Source organism: Nitrospina sp. P1_D6 (genome assembly GCF_052156615.1).
Lineage (GTDB): Bacteria > Nitrospinota > Nitrospinia > Nitrospinales > Nitrospinaceae > Nitrospina.
Map to the genome: position 1 here is coordinate 587,568 of NZ_JBQKUN010000001.1, position 16,248 is coordinate 603,815.

Genomic DNA, 16,248 nt, shown 5'->3' on the forward strand with positions numbered 1-16,248 from the left:
AGAGGATTGCGTGAGGGTGTCAACGGGATTCAGATTTCGTCGTCGTCATCTTCCTCTTCTTCATCCGCACCACTGATGGAAGCCTGAAGCTCCTCCTCCTCGGCCTGCGTCATCAGGGTCTGGATGTCCTGAAACCCCGACGCCAGCCTCTGGATATTGATGAGCAGGTTCACCAGTTCGCCATCCTCCATTTCCTTGATACCGGCAACCAGGGCACCCCGTTCGTCGTCGCTGTACTGTTCGTCAAACCGGTCGAAACAGGAGAGAATTTTGTCCTTGCAATGGATCAGGTCATAAAAAAAAGTCTGTACTTCGATTTTTGCCATGACGGTGGTTCCATCCCTTTCAATAGCAACATGCAACTACACGGTCAATCGAGTCGCATATGGGTTTTAGAATTTCTGAGGCCTCAAAATAGCACAAAACCCTTCCGCTTCGGCAACCGTTTTTGATCTGCCTGCGTCTCATTCAAACCCGCAGCCTCCGCTCTGAGCCACTTCCTGCCGGCAACGCTTTAAAATGGGTTGCGCCATTAAAAACATTGATATTAATATATTAAGGCTAATTCTGGGAACCCGCACTGCGGGTTCCATTCCGAAATCAACCTGAAACTGAAGTAATTGGACGAGGATCACCGTGGCAGAAGGAGAACGCTTTGTGGACAATGGTGACGGCACTGTCACCGACACCAAATACAAAATGATGTGGTTGAAGGAGGACTACTATCAACGCAAGGGAAAGTGGTGCAGTTGGATGGGCGCCAACAAATACGTCAAGCTGATGAACGAAAAACAGTTTGCAGGCCATTCCGACTGGAGGCTGCCCAAAAGCCAGGACTGCCGCAACCTGTACGACCACGAATCCAAAAATTACGATTTCAACGACGACATCGTTCACATCGACTACATATTCCCGGAAGGTTGCGGATTCACCTACTGGTGCCAGGAAGAAAGCGGCCACAACGCCATGGCCTACAACTTTTACAGCGACCGGGGCTACCAGATCCGCAAAACGGCCAAGGACGACTCCTTCATGTCCTGCCGCCCGTGCCGGGCCACCGGCAAGGCCAAGGTGGCGAAACGCGTTTCAACCACCGGCAGAACCCGCCGGGAATAAGCCGACGGTCAGCCACCGCTCACCCTTAACAGGAGTTCACCATTTCCAAGTCTCTGGACACCCCCGCCGCCAACGGACTGGGGCTGCACCGCTCCACCCGGGCGGAAATCGATTTGAGCGCATTCCGCTTCAACATCCGGGCCCTGCGCGGATGCCTGAAACCGGGAGTGCGCCTCATGTCGGTGGTCAAGGCGGATGCTTACGGACACGGTGTGCAACCCTGCGCCGAGGCGGCGCTCTCCGCCGGGGCGGACGTTCTGGGGGTCGGCATCATCGCCGAGGGCATCGAGCTTCGCCACTGCGGCATCGACGCCCCCATTCATTTGTTGATCGGTATTCTGCCCGACGAGATCGACGATCTGCTCCGCTACAACCTGTCGACCACGTTGTGCTCGCAACCCCTGGCGGAAGCCATTGCCAAGAAAGCGGCGGCGCAGAACAAACAGGCTGACGTTCACATCAAGGTCGACACGGGAATGGGACGCCTGGGCATTGGCTGGGAGGAGTTGCCGGCTTTCATCGAATTCCTGAGTGGTCTTAAATCGCTAAACGTCCTGTCCGTATTCACCCACCTGTCGTCCGCCGATGAGGATGCCGACTACACGCGCCTCCAACTGGATCGCATGAAGGAAGCACTGGACCTGGTAAAACAGAATAATCTGCCCTGCCCGCCGGTGCACTGCGCCAACAGCGCCGGCCTGCTGAACTTTGCCGAAAGCCAATATGACATGGTGCGGTTGGGCATCGCGTTGTACGGGGTGGTTCCGCCTGCGCCACAGGGCCACATCCCCACCCAGTCGCCGGAATTGAAACCGGTGATGCATTGGAAAACACGGGTGCTGCGGATCAACTCCCTGCCGGCGCACTCTTATCTGAGCTATGGCCGCCGTTTCATCACGAGGCGGGACAGCCGGATCGCCGTTCTGCCCGTGGGATACGCAGATGGCCTGAGCCGTGCGTTGTCTGGAAACATGGAAGTGCTCATCGGCGGCAAACGCGCCCCGCAGGTGGGGACCATCTGCATGGATATGTGCATGGTGGATATCACCGACCTGCCGGAGGTGAAGGAGGGGGACGAGGTGGTGCTGTTCGGAAAGCAAGGAGACGACGCCATCACGGTGGAAGAACTTTCCTCCCGCTACAACACCATTCCCTATGAAACCCTGTGCGGGGTCGGCAAGCGCGTGCCGCGGGTTTACCTGCCCTGAACCGTCACTGCTTCCAGGCGCGGCCGCGAAGCGATTCAATCCGGTCGATGCCGTGGTCCCGGCACCAGTCGGTCAACCCATCGAGAATGTTCATCGTAGCGCGGGGATCGAAAAAATTTGCCGTGCCCACCTGAATGGCGGAGGCCCCTGCAAGGATGTACTCAATGGCGTCCTCCGCCGTGCGGATGCCTCCCAGACCGATCACCGGAATGGTCACAGCCCGCGACGTCTGGTACACCATGTTGAGCGCGATGGGCTTGATGGCCGGTCCGGACAGCCCGCCGGTGCCGTTTCCGTTTCCCAGGTACGGTTCGGCCGTTTCCGCATCCAGCACCATGCCGACATAGGTGTTGACGAGGGACAACGCATCCGCCCCCGCCACCTCCGCCGCTTTCGCTGTAACGGTGATGTCGGTGACATTGGGCGACAACTTGACGATCAGAAACTTGTCCGTGGAGCGCCGCGTTGCGCCCACCACCTTCTCCACGGTTTTGGGATCGGCACTGAACTGCACCCCGCCCTCTTCCACGTTCGGACAGGAAATGTTCATCTCCAGCGCGTCCACCCGGTCCAGCGTGGACAAGGCCCGCGCCATCTCCTCGTACTCCCCCACCGTGTCTCCGAAGAAGTTGCAGACCACGCGGCAGTCGTACATTTGCAGGTGCGGCAGTTTTTCATCCCGGAACCGATCGAACCCGACGTTTTCCAGCCCGATGGAATTGAGCATTCCCGCCGCCGTCTCCACGACACGAGGCGCAGGGTTACCCATACGGGGTTTCAGGGACAGTCCTTTGGTGCAGAATCCGCCAATCCGGTTGAGGTCCACAAAGGGGGTGAACTCCAGTCCGTAGCCAAACGTGCCGGACGCCGCGAGCACGGGATTGGCCAGCGAAAATGTGCCCAGATTGACAGAAAGATCGACTGCGGAACCCATATGATGATTAATTAAAATTTGTTTAAATAAAGGGTCGCCAAAAACGAAAAAACGTTTTATTTTTCAATCAGTTTTGCTTGACAGGCTAAAAATTGCAATATATACTTCATTTTGATTTTAAAGGGGATGTGGCTGCCGCATCCGTCTCCGGTTCGAGAGCGCTTTCTACACTAGCAGATTTACCGGATGTTCGCACGGAATTACTCTTTCCCTTCACCCGGCCCCCATCCCCCATCATCCACGTTCATTCCATTTGGAACGGAAAGAATCATGTCCCGACCCAGTTTGTTTGCCGAACCAAAACAGACCGAAACCGCCGACAAAAAATTTCTCAAACGCATCGATGAACTCATCGATGAATCGGAAATCGAGGCCATGGCTGAAATCGATAAACAAATCCGTTACAAGAACGCCAAGTTTGCACTGATCGCCCTCATTGCCGTTGGGCTGGCAGCCCTGCTTTACCTTGGGGTGGAGAACCAGTCTTTACCCGGCCTGCCGGGAATGGATCAGACGGCGAAGGTGGAACCGCAACCGGCTCCCGCTCCGGAAATCGCACCCCTGAACGAAACCGAGGGAGCGGCGAATCCGCAGAACGAGGTGAAAGCCCCCACCACACCGGAAGCCACGGGAGATGAAAAACCTGCATCCACTCTGGGCGAGATGGAAAATCAGGCCGCTTCTGCCATCAGTGAAGCACTGAATTCCCTGGACGAGTCGTCCTCTTCCCCCGCTCCGGTCAACACAATCCCGGAAGAAAAAGGGCCGACGAAAGAAAAGCCCGCTATCAAGGAAACCAAGGCGGAGGTGAAGTCCAACGGCCTTCCCATCAATCCCCCGGCCGGAGATTATTTTGTGCAGGTCGGTGCATTTTCGGTTAAATCCAATGCCGACCGCATGCTGAAAAAACTGAAAGCCGCGGGACTGCCGACCGCAGTCAGTCAAACGGAAGGGACCTCTTCCATGCACACACTGCTGATCGGCGGTTTTTCTTCCCCGGACAGCGCACAGTTCCTCATGAAAGAACTTAAAACCAAGGGCCACACCCCAGACCTGGTTCCCTCTCAAGACGGCAATTACGCCATTCTCCTGGGAAAAACCCGGTCCCTTAAAAATGCGGAGGCCATGCAGAAAAAGCTGGGACAGGAAGGCATCTTCACCCAGATTGAAAAAAGAAGGGTGAGCACGCCCATTCACGTGGTTCGCGTCGGTGGTTTCGCTTCCAAAGACCTGGCCGCCCGTTACCAGAAGGAAATCGCCAAGGTCGGATACCCCAAAACGCTGGTTCGCAAAATCACGAAATAACCCGCGCTGTTTTACGGGAATGACTCCGTTTACCGCAAAACCTTTCAGAAATTTTCAGTTCGCTGGATTTTTCTGAAAGGTTTTTTTATTCCCCCCGACTCACATCAAGAAATAAGGCTTCCTTTCAGGAAGGCAAACGCCCTAATCTATTGCCAGAAGGGAACCCATCCGGAAACCCGGTTCCCGCCACCCAACCTGAAGGCCTTTTATACGGAGACATCCATGAAAAAAACCATACCCGTTCTGACGGCGGCACTTCTCATCTGGGCCATTCCTTTTTTCGCCATTTCCCACGAGGGTGAACACAAAAGCAACGATCCCCACAAAATGGAATCCAAGCACAATATGTTTGAAGAAGGCAGTGGTTCCTCCGTACTGTCGGAACCCGGTCATGAATACGGTCACGAATACAGAGAGGGCTCTCCCCACGACACTATGAAATCCGGTCAGATGGACGAAGTCAGTGGCGGCATGAAGGACCATAAGACGACGCCACATCGCACCGGCCACGAGGAAGGGTCGGGCATGAAGTCCATGGAGCACAAGACACTCTCAAAAGGCACCCAAAGCGCACACTGATCCCCTGGGTCCCTCCCCCTGTGACCCGGAAAAGCCGGGGCTTTCCTCCTCTTGGCCCCGGCTTTTCATCTCTTTTCTGATTTCTATTTTCTTTGCTTATTTAACCTGATATCTTCAAATGTCGGCTTGCCTCCACGCGCATTTTAATTCCAACCCCTAGAACCCCATTCATGCTTCTGGACATCATTTTCATACTGGGAGGTCTTGCCCTCCTGTACTACGGAGGGGAACTGCTGATCGGGGGATGCCTGCGCATTGCCCAACATTACCGGGTCAGTCCTTTCGTGATTGGCGCCACGGTGATGGGCTTCGGCACCTCCGCTCCGGAGCTGGCGGTCAGTCTGCTGGCGGCCCTGGAAGGCTCCCCGGAAGTGGCCATGGGGAACGTGGTCGGCAGCAACATCGCCAACGTCGGCCTGGTGCTCGGCCTCACCGCCCTGCTGGTTCCTGTCCCCATCGACAAGGCCCGTTTCCGGCTGGAAACCCCTCCCCTCCTCATCGCATCCTTCCTGCTGATTTTATTTTCCTGGGACCAGGGACTGGTTCGTTGGGAAGGATTGCTGTTTCTTGCCGGAATTGGGTGGTACATCGCCCGGGCCTTGAAAGACGAAGAAGAGTCGCTGCTTCATTTTGAGGACGAACTGAAATGGTTCCGCGGGAAGCCGATCGGATTTCAGTTTATCCTGATTGTGGTGGGTCTGGCTCTGCTGGTGGCGGGGGCGCGCGGCATGGTGGTTGGAGGTGTCAGCCTGGCACGCAGTTTCGGAATCAGCGAATGGTTCATCGGAGTTACCATCATTGCCGTAGGCACCAGTCTGCCGGAAATCGTTTCTTCCACCATGTCCGCCATGCGGGGCCATGGGGAAATGGCGCTGGGCAACGTGTTCGGCAGCAATATATTCAACATTTTCCTGGTACTCGGTGCCACCGCGTCCATTGATCCCTTAATAATTCAGGAACCGATCCGGGCCGACCTCATTTTCACGACGGCCCTCACCTGCATGCTTCTCATCATGATCAACATGAAACACCGTCTGGAAAAAGGAGGGGGTGTGGTGTTGCTTGCCGGCTACGCGTTTTATATCGGCGCCAAGGGATTGAGTCTGTTTTGAACCGACGGACCGTGACCAGGCCTTATCCAGAAAACAGCTGGCGGAAGAAATTACCGACGCCCGAACCGGACGGTTTATTGCCTTTCTCCTTTGCAGCCTGATTTTTATCGGAAGCAACCTTTGTCGCGGGTTTTTCGGTCGAAGCCGTTTTGGACTGGGCACCGTTTTTGGGACCCCCGTTCGTTTCAGGCAGTGGAGGCTCCGGGGTTTCCGGTTTCGGCTGATAGGTGGGTTTTGAAAGCATTTTGCAGCGTCCGTCAAAAACCGACCCCTCTTCAACCACAAGTTGAAAGGCCGAGATATCTCCGGTCAGATGGCTTTTTTCCACCAGCACCACCTTGTTGCCGGCCGAGACGTCTCCCTGAATGGTGCCCCGGTTTGTCAGGTGTCCGGCTTGAATATTGCCCAGGACGTTGCCCGACTCACCGACGATCAGGTGGTCGGCGGCAAACACCTCGCCCTCAACACGGCCTTCCACCAGCACCACACCCTTGACGCGCAAAACGCCTTTCAAGGTGACTCCTTTTTGTATGAATGAATCCATCCATGCTTCCTTTCAATGAATTCCTGACTGACGGAGGTCAGTATAACTGGTTCAAAATTAAAAGGTTAGTGATTTTTTTCGGAATGAGGACCCACACACCGCCTCAACGTTGCTAAAATGCGAAATTCCTGATATTTTACCCCTTTTATTTTTTTCGGCCCATCCCGCTCACCAGCCCAACGGAGAATTACATGAAGCGAAACGACGGACGCACGCCCACTCAGATGAGACCGGTGAGCATCAAAAAGAATTTTATCAAGCACGCCGAGGGCTCCGTCCTCATCACCGTGGGCGAAACCAAAGTGATTTGCACCGCCAGCGTCGAAGAGAAAGTGCCGCCGTTTCTGCGCGATCAGGGACAGGGCTGGGTGACGGCAGAATATTCCATGTTGCCCCGCTCCACCCATACGCGATCACAGCGTGAATCCACCCGAGGCAAAGTCGGTGGCCGTACCATGGAAATCCAGCGGTTGATCGGCCGGTCCCTGCGGACCGTGGTGGACCTCGAAAACCTGGGGGAACGAACCATCTGGGTGGATTGCGACGTGATCCAGGCGGACGGGGGCACCCGCACCGCCTCCATCACCGGGGCCTTCGTGGCGGTCTGCCTGGCGCTAAAGCACCTCCATAAAAACAAAATGATCGACTTCATCCCCGTCAAGGATTTTGTCGCCGCCACCAGCGTGGGCATGCTGGAAGGACACAAACTGCTGGACCTGGATTACAGTGAGGACTCCACGGCAGGCGTGGACTTCAACGTCGTCAAAACGGGCCAGGGACACTTCATCGAGGTCCAGGGCACCGCCGAGCGCGACCCGTTTTCCGACAAGGACATGCAGGAAATGCTGGGGCTGGCCGGCAAGGGCATCAAGGACCTGATTGACCTCCAGGAGAAAGCGATCGGCAAGCTGGACTGAATAGGGAACCGGCTTGGGCCGGAACCCCAGATTCCCCGAAGCCCGTGCTTCGGAAAAGATTCACAAGGCCAAAGTTTACAATTATATAGAAATAACCTATCGATTTTGTTAACATATGCTCCCGATTACCCTGAACATCATACCCAAACCGATTAATTCCGAAACCGGGAATCCCATGCAACATACTATTTCAGTCCTCGTGAATAACAAATTCGGCGTGCTTTCGCGCATTTCCGGTTTGTTCAGCGGCCGCGGCTTCAATATCGAAAGCCTCAACGTGGCCGAAACCAGCGAGCCCAACATCTCCCGCATGACCATCGTGACCCGCGGTGACGATAAAAAAATCGAGCAGATCACCAAACAGCTTAACAAGCTGGTCGACATCATAAAGGTTGTGGACCTGACGGAAGAAAGTTTCATCGACCGGGAAATGTTGCTGATCAAAATGAACGCTGAACCGAAAAACCGGGAAGAGATCCTGCGGATTGTGGAAATCTTCCGCGCCAAAGTGGTGGACGTGAGCCCGGCCACGTACACCATCGAGATCACCGGTGACGAGGGCAAACTGCGCGGCTTTCTGGAGTTGTTGCGTCCTTTGGGTATCAAGGAATTGGTGCGGTCCGGACGCATCGCCCTGGGCCGCGGAATGCGGTCGATCAACTGAAAATAAATTCAGAGCGAATAGGAGAGAATCTTGTCGAAGATTTATTACAACAAAGATGCTGATATCAAGAATATAAAAAGCAAGACCGTTGCCATCATCGGTTACGGCAGCCAGGGGCATGCTCACGCCCGCAACCTGCACGACAGTGGCATCAAGGTCGTGGTCGGCCTGCGCAAGGAAAGCCGCTTCTGGGACCGCGCCAAAAAAGACGGGTTGAAGGTCATGACTGTGCCGGAAGCATCTAAAGCCGCGGACATCATCATGATCCTCGTACCGGACGACAAACAGCGTGCCCTGTACGATAACGAAATTCTGCCGCACCTGAAAAAAGGCAACGCCATCGCCTTCGGCCACGGTTTCAACATCCACTTCGGACAGGTGGTGCCGCCGGACTTTGTCGACGTCTTCATGATCGCTCCGAAAGGACCGGGTCACCTGGTACGCCGCACGTTTGAGCAGGGCGCCGGCGTTCCCTGCCTCATGGCCATTCAGCAGGACGTCACCAAGAACGCCAAGAAGGTCGCCCTCGCCTACGCCAAGGCCATCGGCGGAACCCGTGCCGGGGTTTTGGAAACCAGTTTCCGGGAAGAGACCGAAACCGACCTGTTCGGCGAGCAGGTGGTGTTGTGCGGCGGCGTGACGGAACTCATCCGCGCCGGGTTCGACACGCTGGTCGAGGCGGGTTACAACCCGGACCTCGCCTATTTCGAATGCCTGCACGAGCTGAAACTCATTGTGGATCTGATTTACGAAGGCGGTATCGGCAACATGCGGTACTCTATCAGCACCACGGCGGCCTATGGCGATGTGACACGCGGTCCGCGCGTCATCACCGACGAAACCCGCAAGGAGATGAAAAAGATCCTGGGCGAAATCCAGAGTGGCCAGTTTGCCAAGGAATTTATCGTGGAGAACCAGGCCAACCGCCCGGTGTACAACGCCTTGCTGAAAAAAGATGCGGACCACATGATTGAGGAAGTGGGCGAACGCCTGCGGGGCATGATGCCGTTCGTCGGCAAAAAGCTCGACTGACCGGGCGGAGACACCATGCGCATTCCAATCGTGGCGGACGGTTTCCGCTTCATCATCCCGTTGGCCTTGGTCACCGCCGTATTCGCGGCGTTGTCCATGCACTGGGGCACGTTGCTTTTCGGGCTGGCCCTGTTGTTCTGTCTCAACTTTTTCCGCGACCCGGAGCGGGCCATCCCACAGAAAGACAACGTGGTGGTTTCGCCCGCGGACGGCAAGGTCGTCGAGATCGCGGAAGACACCGACCCGCTTTTGAAAGAACCGATGATGCGGGTCAGCATTTTTTTGAACGTGTTCAACGTTCACGTTAACCGCGTTCCGGTTGCCGGCCGCATTGAGGCGGTCCGCTACAACAAGGGAAGTTTCCTCAACGCGGCCAGTCACAAGGCCTCCGCCGAAAACGAGCAAAACGCATTGCTCATCGACACCGGCCGCGAGCAGGTACTGATGAAGCAGATTGCCGGATTGATCGCCCGCCGCATCGTCTGCTGGGCGAAAGAAGGCGATCGCTACGAACTGGGGCAGCGTATGGGGTTGATCCGGTTCGGCTCGCGAACCGATTTGTTTCTGCCCAAGTCGAGCAGGATTGAAGTTCAGGTCGGAGACAAGGTGAGTGGAGGCAGTTCCATCATCGGATTTCTGGATCCCGGAAACTCGTCATGATCAAACCGCCGGAAAAACTGAAAAAAGGCATTTACATCCTTCCCAGCCTGTTCACCACGGGGAATGTCTTTTGCGGGTTTTATGCCTTGATTGCCGCCTTGAGCGAGCAGTACTTCCAGGGCGCCGTGGCAATCGGCCTGGCCATCATCTTCGACATCCTCGATGGCCGCGTGGCGCGCCTGACAAAAACCACCAGCGCTTTCGGCTTCGAATACGATTCCCTGGCGGATGTGATCTCGTTCGGCATGGCCCCCGCCCTGCTTGCCTACAGCTGGGTCCTGCAACCCTTTGGACGGCTGGGGTGGATGGCGGCGTTTCTGTTCCTGCTTTGCGGTGCGTTGCGCCTGGCGCGGTTCAACGTCACCCAACCGGACCCGTCCAGCGATAATTTCATCGGGCTTGCCATTCCGGCGGCGGCCGCCATGATCGCTTCCATCATCATTGCCTTCGAAGATTTGTTTGCGACGCGGCTCAATCCCATGATCATGGTCGGTGTGGTGTACCTGCTGGCGTTTTTGATGGTGAGCAACATCCGGTACCCGGCTTTCAAAAAGCTGGCGTTCAAAAAACGCGTGACGTTCACGCGGTTCGTATTTGTCGTGCTGTTCGTGTACGCGGTGGCAACGATTCCCAAGATCGCATTTTTCGGGCTGAGCCTGCTTTACGTGATGTCGGGTCCGACGCTCTGGCTCACCGGACTCCTGCGCAAAATCGGGTCTCAACCATCGAGGGAAATTCCTCACCGCAAAAAATGAACAATTGTCCTTAACTTCAACCAACACTCATTGAGACGAGTTGACAATCATTATGGCCTGGTTCGATAAATTTCCCGGTGTGGGTCGCAAATTACCCAAAACCAAAGAAGCGTGGGTGGAATGTAAATCCTGCAAAGAACAGATTTACCAGATTGACCTGATCGACAATCTGCATGTGTGCCCGAAGTGCGATTTTCATTTTCGCATGACGTACTCGGACCGGGTTCAGCTGCTTGTCAATCCCGGTACATTTGAAGAAAAAGACGCCAACCTGATTTCCGGCGACCCCATCCGCTTCAAGGACAAAAAGCGCTACAAGGACCGCGTCAAAAGTCTGCTCAAGGTGCGAAACAGCACCGACTCCGTGGTCTGCGGAACCGGCAAGTTGGAAGACCACCAGGTGGAGTTGTGCGTTTTTGATTTCGAATTTCTTGGCGGCAGCATGGGATCGGTGGTCGGCGAAAAAATCACCCGCGCCATCGAACGCGCACGGGAAGACAAGTCGGCGCTGGTCATCGTAAGCTGCTCCGGCGGGGCACGCATGCAGGAAGGTATCTTTTCACTGATGCAAATGGCGAAGACGTCGGCGGCGCTGAATACGCTCGCTGAGGAAGGCGTACCCTATATCTCGGTGTTGACCGACCCCACCATGGGCGGCGTCTCAGCCAGTTTCGCCATGCTTGGGGATGCCATCCTGGCCGAGCCGGGCGCGCTCGTCGGTTTTGCAGGACCCCGCGTCATCGAGCAGACGATCAAACAGAAACTGCCGGAAGGATTTCAGCGCGCTGAATTCCTGCTGGACCACGGCCTCATCGACCAAGTGGTGCACCGCAAGGACATGAAACGGCGTATCGCCAATCTGCTTTCCCTGTTCAAAAACACCCCTATCGTCGCCCAGCCGAATTGAATTATAATAGAAAGTCGATTCCACCTCGACCCGGATGGAAGTGAGATCGGCTTATGATGCAGTACTACAAAATACTCGGCGTTTCTTCCAGGGCCAGCCTGACGGAAATCAAAAAGGCGTACAAGGAGCAGGTCAAGAAATGGCATCCTGACCGCTTTCCTCACGCCGATGAGTCGGCGCAGAAAAAAGCCCATGATCTGTTTTCCTCCATAACCGAAGCGTACCAGAAGCTGGTGGACCTGCACACCAACCGCCAGCAGGGATTTTACGAGGAGGACCGGTTCAGCGGTTTCCAGCGGCCCTTCAACCCCGATTTCGGCAGAGCCACCCAACCGCCGCCTCCCGGTGTCCGTGCGGAAACCGACATACCGGGGTACTTCATCCAGACTTTCAACAACGGCGACCGTTACGAGGGCCAGTTCCACAATGGCATGATGCACGGCATGGGCCACTATGTGCGTTCCAACGGCGATGTGTACACGGGTCAGTTCCGGTTCAACAAGGCACATGGCAACGGCAAGATGACCTTCGCCAACGGCGACACCTATACGGGGGAATTTGCGGAAGATGCCATGTGCGGTCGCGGCACGTACATTTATGCCAACGGCGACCGTTACGTAGGCCGTTTCCAGGATGACATGCCGCACGGCGAGGGGGTGCTCATCTCCGATGGAAAGGCGTACGGAGGGCAGTGGGAATTCGGACAATTACGGGCAGAGGGCTCGATGTAAATACCCTCTTCCTCATTTTTGGCGCAATATAAAAAAGCCGCTCCTTTTCGGAGCGGCTTTTATTTTTCCAAGTGAATTTACTTTTGCAGCGCGGAGATCAGACGCCCAGCGTTTCCACCGCATCGCGAATGGACATCGCCGTGCAGGAAAAAATCGGCGTGTCTTTTTCCGTGTAGCGGCTGCCTTCCGTCTCCCGCAGGTCCATGACCAGGTCGAGGAAATCGTCCGGGTAATCCGTTTCGAACGCCACGACGAAATCGTAGTCGTCCAGACCGAAGCAGTACGTGGTGTTCAGTTTCACCGACGGATACTGGTTTCCCACGTAAATGTGCTCGTCCATGATGCCCTGCCGTGCGTACTTGGAAAGCAGGTACCATTCGCGTTTCTTGGTGAACGGATAGATGAAAAGGTACTTGGCCTTGCCCGGAATGATGTGCGTCCGGTCTTCCTCGTGCTCCGGGTTGAACAGGTCCATGTACATCGACCGCTTCGTCTGCGAAAAGTACGAATACGTGGTGTCGAGATACTTGCCCAGTTTGGTGCGCAGCATTGCGGTGGTCATTTTCTGGAAGTTTTCCATTTCATAGGAAATCCGCCACAGCATGATTTCGGAATCGCAGCGGACACCCACGGTGGAATAGGCGAGGACGATCGTCCCGTCCTGCGCGTCGTAATCTTCCAGCACATTGATGAACTCTTCCTTCGCTGCATCGATCTCGGCCTGCGGCAGGCGCCGGAACGCCGAATCCAGCTTGTAGAATGCGAAGTTGACGTACTGGCGGCGGCTTCCTGGCTGCGCTTCCCGCGCTTTCCGCTCGGCCTGCATTTTGGCAATCGCTTCACCTTCACGCTCCTGCCGGGCCCGGGAGACCACGTCGTCGTCTATCAATTCAATGGATTTATCCCGGGCGTACTGTTCGATCCCGCGGACCACGCTTTTCCGTACGAAAAAGGGCACATTCAGCATCCGGGCTTTGGCATCTTCGGTCCAGTTCAGGCTCGTTTCCGGCATTAATTGTTCCAGCTCTTTGTCATCGATTGCCATAGCTCAACCTCTATCCTCGGTTGTTAAAGTTTGCCAAATTATACAATAATCAAAACAGGGATCAAGGCCCGGAGCCGACTGAATCCGGATAATCCCTGCTCGGCATGTCTGTTCTTGGTTTGATCGGGTCCCATGATAAACTGGGATCAATGGAAATTCAACACGAAATGCGCCTAACTCTATGAAAACTCAAGATTTTATCCAACTCGAAAACCGATATGGGGCAAGAAATTATAACCCTCTGGATGTGGTTCTGAACCGTGGGGAGGGAATCTGGGTATGGGATGTGGAAGGAAATCGCTACATGGACTGCCTCGCCGCCTATTCTGCCGTCAACCAGGGACACTGCCACCCCAGAATCCTGGAAGCGATGGTCGATCAGGCCCGCAAGCTCACCCTCGTCTCCCGCGCCTTCCGCAATGACCAGCTTGGGCCGTTTTACGACGAAATCTGCTCGCTCACGCGCTCGCACTCCGTCCTGCCCATGAACAGCGGCGCCGAAGCGGTGGAATCGGCCATCAAGGCCGTCCGCAAATGGGGCTACGAGGTGAAGGGCGTTCCGGAGGGCCAGGCGGAAATCATCGTCTGCACCAACAATTTCCACGGCCGCACGCTGACCATCGTCGGCTTCAGTTCCGAAGAGCAGTACCGCCAGGGCTACGCCCCGTTCACACCCGGATTCAAACTGATCCCGTTCGGCAACGCGGAAGCACTGGAGAAAGCAATCACGCCCAACACCGTCGGCTTTCTGGTCGAACCCATCCAGGGTGAAGGCGGCGTTATCATCCCCCCGGACGGTTACCTGAAAGCCGCGCGCGACTTATGCGACCGGAACAACGTCATGCTGATTCTAGATGAAATCCAAACGGGACTCGGCAGGACGGGCAAACTGTTTGCCGAGGAACACGAAGGCATCGAAGCCGACCTGACCCTGGTCGGCAAGGCCCTCTCCGGGGGTTTCTACCCCATCTCCGCGGTCTTGAGCAACCGCGAGGTGCTGGGCGTGTTCAAGCCCGGCGACCACGGAAGTACCTTTGGAGGAAATCCGCTGGCCTGTGCCGTGGCCCGCGCCGCACTCAAGGTGCTGATGGAGGAAAACCTGATCGAAAACGCCGCGCACGTGGGCGGCTACGCAATGGAGAAACTGCGCACCATCGACTCGCCACACATCAAGGAGGTGCGTGGTCGAGGCCTGATGATCGGCATCGAACTGAAACCCGAGGCCGGTGGAGCACGCCGCTTTTGTGAGGCACTGGCCCAGCGCGGGGTGCTATGCAAGGAGACCCACGAGAACGTCCTGCGCATCGCTCCGCCCCTGATCATTAAAAAAGATGAAATCGATGGGGCCATCGAACGCATCCAACAGGTATTGACCGAATCGTGATCCCCTCATTCCATAAAGGACCCACCCATGTCTAAAATCATACTGATTCAGGGAAGCCTCAATCCCGATTCCAACACGGCCCGCCTCATCGCCGTCGCCAAAAGGGAATTGGACAAGCGCGGGGTTGAAAACGAAATCATCGACCTGCGCGACCTGGAGATGCAGTTTTGCGACTCGCGCCCACTTCGTGAGTACAATGAAACCACGCAGGCGGTACACAAGAAACTGGCCGACGCACAAGGGTTTGTCTTCGGCATGCCCGTGTACTGCTATTCGGTTTCAGGTCCACTCAAAAACTTCATCGACATCCATTCGTCGGCCATGGAAAAGAAATGGGCGGGCATCCTCGGCCAGGCCGGCGGCAAGGCGTCGTACATGTCGCTGGGCGATCTGGCACAAATCCTCGCATTCGAATCACACGTCACCACTGTGCAACCGCACATTTACACGACGTATGCCGACTACGACGGGGACGAATTGACCAGCGAAAAAGCCCGGGCCAAAATCCAGGAAATGCTCGACAAACTGGTCGCGTGCCTGCACGCCGCGAAAGAAGAAAATGCCTGAGAACGTCACCGTCCGCGAAGGCCGTGCCGAAGACGCGTTGATCATCACCAAATACAATCGCGCCATGGCGAATGAGACGGAATCGAAGTGCCTGCACACGCAGACGGTCCTGCGCGGGGTTCAGCAAGGGCTCGCCCGGCCGGAGCTCTGCCGTTACTTCGTCGCCGAGTTGGAAGAAAAGGTCATCGGGCAGGCGATGATCACCTACGAGTGGAGTGACTGGAGAAACGGCACGTTGTGGTGGTTGCAGAGCGTGTACGTGCACCCGGACCACCGCAGGCAGGGCGTGTTCCGCAAACTGTACCAGCACATCGAATCCCTCGCCCGCAATGCCTCCGATGTACGCGGCATCCGCCTGTACGTCGAGGAAAGAAACCGCAACGGCCAGAGCGTCTATGCCAGGCTCGGCCTCAATCCTGCCGGCTATCACGTTTACGAACGCGAGTTTGAATGAAACTCCACCTGCCTGGAACACTGACCTGAACTTAATCCCGCCAATTCCAGCGACAATGAAAATCTGTTTTGAAATGGGTACCAACTTGCCTTACCTTTTTCTATTCAGGCAATGCACTGTTTCATGAATCGTCACAAGTATAGTAAGGATATGTTGATGCTGGAAATAAGAAAAAGGAAGCTCCGGAAAAAACTGGAAATGGGTCTGGTGCTGTGGTTGATGGCGGGGATGGTGTTCTCCGGCTGTCATCATGTGTTTCCGTTTCTGAAACACGATCACGGCAAGCACAGCGGGCCTCACCAGCATAAGAAGGAATGACCGTTCACCACACTCA

At 55.7% G+C, this 16,248-nt stretch carries 20 protein-coding genes; 16 read left to right on the forward strand and 4 right to left on the reverse strand.

All coding sequences use genetic code 11. From position 1 onward, the window contains the following. Positions 1-29 precede the first annotated feature (29 nt). Complete coding sequence (locus ACTRXA_RS02745; RefSeq protein WP_442425674.1) at positions 30-326, reverse strand: hypothetical protein; 297 nt, start codon at positions 324-326, stop codon at positions 30-32. Positions 327-636: 310 nt separating this feature from the next. Between ACTRXA_RS02745 and ACTRXA_RS02750 the strand changes: the two genes are divergently transcribed. Continuing rightward, positions 637-1,116, forward strand: coding sequence for a DUF1566 domain-containing protein (locus ACTRXA_RS02750; RefSeq protein WP_442425675.1), 480 nt, complete (start codon positions 637-639; stop codon positions 1,114-1,116). 83 nt (positions 1,117-1,199) lie between these two features. Then, positions 1,200-2,324 (forward strand): alanine racemase, encoded by a 1,125-nt coding sequence (gene alr, locus ACTRXA_RS02755; RefSeq protein WP_442425857.1) that lies wholly within the window; start codon positions 1,200-1,202, stop codon positions 2,322-2,324. Positions 2,325-2,328: 4 nt separating this feature from the next. On the opposite strand, the gene ACTRXA_RS02760 is transcribed toward alr, so the two are convergent. Further along, on the reverse strand, positions 2,329-3,258 hold the full coding sequence (locus ACTRXA_RS02760) for a dihydroorotate dehydrogenase (RefSeq protein ID WP_442425676.1): 930 nt from the start codon (positions 3,256-3,258) through the stop codon (positions 2,329-2,331). A 270-nt stretch (positions 3,259-3,528) separates the two neighbouring features. On the opposite strand from ACTRXA_RS02760, the gene ACTRXA_RS02765 reads away from it, so the two are divergent. The 3 genes from ACTRXA_RS02765 (at position 3,529) to ACTRXA_RS02775 (ending at position 6,254) form a co-directional block, all read left to right on the forward strand. Next, entirely contained in the window at positions 3,529-4,563 is a 1,035-nt protein-coding gene (locus ACTRXA_RS02765) for an SPOR domain-containing protein (RefSeq protein ID WP_442425677.1), read from the forward strand. Between the two features lie 222 nt (positions 4,564-4,785). Further along, positions 4,786-5,142, forward strand: coding sequence for a hypothetical protein (locus ACTRXA_RS02770; protein ID WP_442425678.1), 357 nt, complete (start codon positions 4,786-4,788; stop codon positions 5,140-5,142). 170 nt (positions 5,143-5,312) lie between these two features. Beyond that, positions 5,313-6,254, forward strand: coding sequence for a calcium/sodium antiporter (locus tag ACTRXA_RS02775; protein ID WP_442425679.1), 942 nt, complete (start codon positions 5,313-5,315; stop codon positions 6,252-6,254). 22 nt (positions 6,255-6,276) lie between these two features. Here ACTRXA_RS02775 and ACTRXA_RS02780 read toward each other — a convergent pair whose 3' ends face one another. Then, positions 6,277-6,798: a bactofilin family protein gene (locus ACTRXA_RS02780; RefSeq protein WP_442425680.1), complete on the reverse strand. Its 522-nt coding sequence runs from the start codon at positions 6,796-6,798 to the stop codon at positions 6,277-6,279. Between the two features lie 191 nt (positions 6,799-6,989). On the opposite strand from ACTRXA_RS02780, the gene rph reads away from it, so the two are divergent. The 7 genes from rph to ACTRXA_RS02815 all read left to right on the forward strand — a co-directional run bounded on the left by rph (position 6,990) and on the right by ACTRXA_RS02815 (position 12,464). Then, on the forward strand, positions 6,990-7,715 hold the full coding sequence (gene rph / locus ACTRXA_RS02785) for a ribonuclease PH (protein WP_442425681.1): 726 nt from the start codon (positions 6,990-6,992) through the stop codon (positions 7,713-7,715). 175 nt (positions 7,716-7,890) lie between these two features. Then, positions 7,891-8,379 carry an acetolactate synthase small subunit gene (ilvN, locus tag ACTRXA_RS02790; protein ID WP_442425682.1) on the forward strand — a complete coding sequence of 163 codons (489 nt, stop codon included), beginning with the start codon at positions 7,891-7,893 and terminating at the stop codon, positions 8,377-8,379. Positions 8,380-8,409: 30 nt separating this feature from the next. After that, the gene (gene ilvC / locus ACTRXA_RS02795) at positions 8,410-9,411 is read left to right on the forward strand and encodes a ketol-acid reductoisomerase (RefSeq protein ID WP_005010853.1); all 1,002 of its coding nucleotides are present in this window, start codon (positions 8,410-8,412) and stop codon (positions 9,409-9,411) included. 15 nt (positions 9,412-9,426) lie between these two features. Continuing rightward, entirely contained in the window at positions 9,427-10,071 is a 645-nt protein-coding gene (locus tag ACTRXA_RS02800; protein WP_442425683.1) for a phosphatidylserine decarboxylase family protein, read from the forward strand. After that, positions 10,068-10,826 carry a CDP-diacylglycerol--serine O-phosphatidyltransferase gene (gene pssA / locus ACTRXA_RS02805; protein ID WP_442425684.1) on the forward strand — a complete coding sequence of 253 codons (759 nt, stop codon included), beginning with the start codon at positions 10,068-10,070 and terminating at the stop codon, positions 10,824-10,826. Before ACTRXA_RS02800 ends, pssA begins: the two co-directional genes overlap by 4 nt. 52 nt (positions 10,827-10,878) lie before the next feature. Beyond that, positions 10,879-11,733: an acetyl-CoA carboxylase, carboxyltransferase subunit beta gene (accD, locus tag ACTRXA_RS02810; protein WP_442425685.1), complete on the forward strand. Its 855-nt coding sequence runs from the start codon at positions 10,879-10,881 to the stop codon at positions 11,731-11,733. Between the two features lie 53 nt (positions 11,734-11,786). Further along, on the forward strand, positions 11,787-12,464 hold the full coding sequence (locus ACTRXA_RS02815) for a DnaJ domain-containing protein (protein WP_442425686.1): 678 nt from the start codon (positions 11,787-11,789) through the stop codon (positions 12,462-12,464). Positions 12,465-12,561: 97 nt separating this feature from the next. Here the strand turns inward: ACTRXA_RS02815 and ACTRXA_RS02820 are convergent, their stop codons facing one another. Beyond that, the gene (locus ACTRXA_RS02820; RefSeq protein ID WP_442425687.1) at positions 12,562-13,509 is read right to left on the reverse strand and encodes a chlorite dismutase family protein; all 948 of its coding nucleotides are present in this window, start codon (positions 13,507-13,509) and stop codon (positions 12,562-12,564) included. Between the two features lie 181 nt (positions 13,510-13,690). On the opposite strand from ACTRXA_RS02820, the gene rocD reads away from it, so the two are divergent. From rocD to ACTRXA_RS02840, 4 genes are all read left to right on the forward strand, one after another. Then, positions 13,691-14,893, forward strand: a complete 1,203-nt coding sequence (gene rocD / locus ACTRXA_RS02825; protein WP_442425688.1) for an ornithine--oxo-acid transaminase — start codon at positions 13,691-13,693, stop codon at positions 14,891-14,893. A 27-nt stretch (positions 14,894-14,920) separates the two neighbouring features. Next, positions 14,921-15,460, forward strand: a complete 540-nt coding sequence (locus tag ACTRXA_RS02830) for an NADPH-dependent FMN reductase (RefSeq protein ID WP_442425689.1) — start codon at positions 14,921-14,923, stop codon at positions 15,458-15,460. Beyond that, positions 15,453-15,914: a GNAT family N-acetyltransferase gene (locus ACTRXA_RS02835; protein ID WP_442425690.1), complete on the forward strand. Its 462-nt coding sequence runs from the start codon at positions 15,453-15,455 to the stop codon at positions 15,912-15,914. The genes ACTRXA_RS02830 and ACTRXA_RS02835 overlap by 8 nt, the downstream gene beginning before the upstream one ends. A 156-nt stretch (positions 15,915-16,070) precedes the next feature. Continuing rightward, positions 16,071-16,232, forward strand: coding sequence for a hypothetical protein (locus tag ACTRXA_RS02840; protein WP_442425691.1), 162 nt, complete (start codon positions 16,071-16,073; stop codon positions 16,230-16,232). Positions 16,233-16,248: the final 16 nt, after the last annotated feature.

Bases quoted from the DNA above. Each gene is read 5' to 3' on its own strand.
- ACTRXA_RS02765 (WP_442425677.1), top strand. From the start codon at position 3,529: ATGTCCCGACCCAGTTTGTTTGCCGAACCAAAACAGACCGAAACCGCC.
- ACTRXA_RS02830 (WP_442425689.1), top strand. From the start codon at position 14,921: ATGTCTAAAATCATACTGATTCAGGGAAGCCTCAATCCCGATTCCAAC.
- ACTRXA_RS02770 (WP_442425678.1), top strand. From the start codon at position 4,786: ATGAAAAAAACCATACCCGTTCTGACGGCGGCACTTCTCATCTGGGCC.
- ACTRXA_RS02835 (WP_442425690.1), top strand. From the start codon at position 15,453: ATGCCTGAGAACGTCACCGTCCGCGAAGGCCGTGCCGAAGACGCGTTG.
- ACTRXA_RS02800 (WP_442425683.1), top strand. From the start codon at position 9,427: ATGCGCATTCCAATCGTGGCGGACGGTTTCCGCTTCATCATCCCGTTG.
- accD (WP_442425685.1), top strand. From the start codon at position 10,879: ATGGCCTGGTTCGATAAATTTCCCGGTGTGGGTCGCAAATTACCCAAA.
- pssA (WP_442425684.1), top strand. From the start codon at position 10,068: ATGATCAAACCGCCGGAAAAACTGAAAAAAGGCATTTACATCCTTCCC.
- ACTRXA_RS02745 (WP_442425674.1), bottom strand. From the start codon at position 326: ATGGCAAAAATCGAAGTACAGACTTTTTTTTATGACCTGATCCATTGC.
- ACTRXA_RS02760 (WP_442425676.1), bottom strand. From the start codon at position 3,258: ATGGGTTCCGCAGTCGATCTTTCTGTCAATCTGGGCACATTTTCGCTG.
- ACTRXA_RS02815 (WP_442425686.1), top strand. From the start codon at position 11,787: ATGATGCAGTACTACAAAATACTCGGCGTTTCTTCCAGGGCCAGCCTG.
- ACTRXA_RS02780 (WP_442425680.1), bottom strand. From the start codon at position 6,798: ATGGATTCATTCATACAAAAAGGAGTCACCTTGAAAGGCGTTTTGCGC.
- ACTRXA_RS02775 (WP_442425679.1), top strand. From the start codon at position 5,313: ATGCTTCTGGACATCATTTTCATACTGGGAGGTCTTGCCCTCCTGTAC.
- ACTRXA_RS02820 (WP_442425687.1), bottom strand. From the start codon at position 13,509: ATGGCAATCGATGACAAAGAGCTGGAACAATTAATGCCGGAAACGAGC.
- ilvN (WP_442425682.1), top strand. From the start codon at position 7,891: ATGCAACATACTATTTCAGTCCTCGTGAATAACAAATTCGGCGTGCTT.
- rph (WP_442425681.1), top strand. From the start codon at position 6,990: ATGAAGCGAAACGACGGACGCACGCCCACTCAGATGAGACCGGTGAGC.
- ACTRXA_RS02840 (WP_442425691.1), top strand. From the start codon at position 16,071: ATGCTGGAAATAAGAAAAAGGAAGCTCCGGAAAAAACTGGAAATGGGT.
- rocD (WP_442425688.1), top strand. From the start codon at position 13,691: ATGAAAACTCAAGATTTTATCCAACTCGAAAACCGATATGGGGCAAGA.